Source organism: Propionivibrio sp. (genome assembly GCF_049316945.1).
Lineage (GTDB): Bacteria > Pseudomonadota > Gammaproteobacteria > Burkholderiales > Rhodocyclaceae > Propionivibrio.
This window is the reverse complement of the sequence record NZ_JBMOJE010000329.1, coordinates 1-2,271: the sequence shown is the minus strand read 5'-3', so window position 1 is coordinate 2,271 and position 2,271 is coordinate 1. Positions and strand designations below refer to the sequence as shown.

The 2,271-nt window shown below is 51.9% G+C and carries 5 protein-coding genes; all 5 read left to right on the top strand.

The window, feature by feature from the left end; all coding sequences use genetic code 11:
* The coding region (locus ACOYNV_RS27690) for a hypothetical protein (protein WP_422903043.1) at positions 1–241 on the top strand (241 nt) is incomplete at its 5' end.
* A gap of 158 nt (positions 242–399) precedes the next feature.
* A complete protein-coding gene (locus ACOYNV_RS27685) occupies positions 400–675 on the top strand; it encodes a plasmid mobilization protein (protein ID WP_422903042.1) in 276 nt (91 codons plus the stop codon).
* Entirely contained in the window at positions 675–887 is a 213-nt protein-coding gene (locus ACOYNV_RS27680) for a hypothetical protein (protein WP_422903041.1), read from the top strand. The genes ACOYNV_RS27685 and ACOYNV_RS27680 overlap by 1 nt, the downstream gene beginning before the upstream one ends.
* An 18-nt stretch (positions 888–905) precedes the next feature.
* Positions 906–1,397, top strand: coding sequence for an asparaginase domain-containing protein (locus ACOYNV_RS27675; protein ID WP_422903040.1), 492 nt, complete (start codon positions 906–908; stop codon positions 1,395–1,397).
* Between the two features lie 549 nt (positions 1,398–1,946).
* Positions 1,947–2,222, top strand: coding sequence for a high-potential iron-sulfur protein (locus tag ACOYNV_RS27670; RefSeq protein WP_422903039.1), 276 nt, complete (start codon positions 1,947–1,949; stop codon positions 2,220–2,222).
* Positions 2,223–2,271 lie beyond the last annotated feature (49 nt).

Sequence of the window (2,271 nt, the reverse complement as noted above, 5' to 3'; positions counted from 1 at the left end):
TGCCGCCAATACGTTCGCTACGCACCAGGCGGAAGGTGAAATAGCCCTCGCCGGTTATTTTGTTGTTGGTTCGGGTTTGACGGATGAACATGCTCTGATGTTACCGGAAAAACAAGAGAAAAACCGTGCCGCGAATACGATTATGGCACTACAAAACGACTTTCCGGTATATCCATTCTGGGTATGTGCATTAAATCAATGGGCTGTGAGCGTTGCAAGGAGCAATAAATCAAGAAAATGACAATGGGTTGTTAAAGACCGGTTAACAAAAACCTTTAACTACATATTGACCACGATTACCGTATTTACGTGGATACCCCACTAACGGAAAGACCTTGTTTTCGGTCTTTCTCCGTCTTATACTGTGCATGTGCTGACCATGTTCATAGGAGATTAATAATGGCTACCGCAACCGAACGCATTCCCGTACTGGTGACGGCAACGGAAAAAGGACGGATCGCAAAAATGGCAAAAGAGGCAGGCTTGTCGATGGGCGAATTCCTGCGTCGCGCTGCCGCGTCGTTCCGCCCCAGTGAAGACGACCAGATTCTGGAGGGGATGATAACCCAGATGAACAAAACGACGGCGCAGGCCAATGCCGCGATTGACAAGGCTCTGGCTTACGTCGACGCCTCGAACAAGCGGATAGTCGAGATGGAACGGAAGGCTGCTTGATGGGCGTCACTGACAAACTTTGGGATGCCGTTACGACCGTGATCAAGATGAATGACAAGGTTGAGCGGATGGCTGCGTCAATGGTGACTCAGCAACAAAAGATCGAGAGCTTGACCGAGCGCGTTATTCGCCTTGAGACAGCGCTGGAAATCGCCATGTCCCGCAGTGGGTCTGCCGAAAAGCCGGCGCGACGTATCACCCATAAAGACTGACGGAAGGATATGCCGCGCATGAACAATATTCATCTGATCTCAACAGGCGGAACGATCGACAAGCGATACAACGCTATTAATGGTTATCTCGATGTTGGAAGTTCTGTTATGCCTGGGATTATGGAATCAGCGGGGGTGTCATTGGCGGGGGTGCCCATTTCGGCGTTCTTGCAAAAAGACAGCTTGGATATTTCTGATACAGAGCGAGCGGATCTTGCCGGATTTATTGCGTCGGCGTCATCGACCAGGATACTGGTCACGCACGGTACCGATACGATGGGGGAAACTGCCGCGTATATCGAACGCGCAGTATCGGGGAAGACGGTCGTACTGACCGGATCCATGGTTCCGTATGAGATTTCTTCGGTTGAATCGGCTTTTAATATGGGGGTTGCCTTGTCGGCCGTGCGGCTTTTGCCACCGGGTGTTTACATAGCAATGCACGGGACGGTGTTGCCGCATGCGCAGTACCAAAAGAATCGGCAATCTGGCCGGTTTGTTCAGCAATAGAAGGAAAAACAGCGATGAACCTAACTCCAACTCAAGCAGCCCACGTGGCCTCAGTATTTCAGGATGCACGACTCCAGATGGCCGGTTTTCTGGCGAGAGGGGTCGCCGTCGGTATTGGCCCTCAGTGCGAGTGCGGGCCGGATGTGCCGCCTATCGCTATTTGGGTTGTAGAGAAAGCTGACTTCTGGATTGACTGTTGCAACACTACGGCGGAAGCAAAGGCAAAAGCCGTAAGCCTTGGTCTTCGGGTGGTACACGTTATTGATAATGCGCCGGGTGAGTCGATGTCCCGATCACAGGCTGAAAAGCAAGCCGTTTGGGTGGCAACACCCCTGCGCTCTGGTCGTTGAACCGAGAAACCCCACCTATGCTGCGGAGCGAATCCCCTTGGGGGACAAGCCGCAGGGTTTAGTGGGAGTTTTCATTGGGCTTCAGAAGCAGGTTGCATCCATCTTGACTCGGTAGTTTGTTTTTTGTGGTAAAGGCGTCACCGCCTATTAGTTTGCTCATTCGTTTTTTATTGGTTTCACTCAACAAGGATAGATAAACATGGAAAACAAAATCAACGCATCCCGCCGCAGTTTGTTGAAGCTGGCTGGCATTGCAGTGGTCATACTGCCGGCGACCGCATTTGCCGCCCAGAATGCCGGTGTGCGCGCAGCAATGAAGTACAAGGATACGCCGGAAGGCGACAAGACGTGCTTGAACTGCTTGCAGTTTGTCCCGGGCAAAACCGCAAAGGATCTGGGAGGGTGCAAAGTCTTCGCCGGTGACACCGAGATTTCTCCCAACGGATACTGCGCAGTGTGGGTCAAGCTACCCTAAGCCGGACAAGCCGGAACCAAAAAGGGTAAGCTTTCCCTGTGATTTCTCA

What these genes read in the sequence shown, in the direction of transcription:
- ACOYNV_RS27670 (WP_422903039.1), top strand. Translation starts at nt 1,947, where the DNA reads ATGGAAAACAAAATCAACGCATCCCGCCGCAGTTTGTTGAAGCTGGCT.
- ACOYNV_RS27685 (WP_422903042.1), top strand. Translation starts at nt 400, where the DNA reads ATGGCTACCGCAACCGAACGCATTCCCGTACTGGTGACGGCAACGGAA.
- ACOYNV_RS27675 (WP_422903040.1), top strand. Translation starts at nt 906, where the DNA reads ATGAACAATATTCATCTGATCTCAACAGGCGGAACGATCGACAAGCGA.
- ACOYNV_RS27680 (WP_422903041.1), top strand. Translation starts at nt 675, where the DNA reads ATGGGCGTCACTGACAAACTTTGGGATGCCGTTACGACCGTGATCAAG.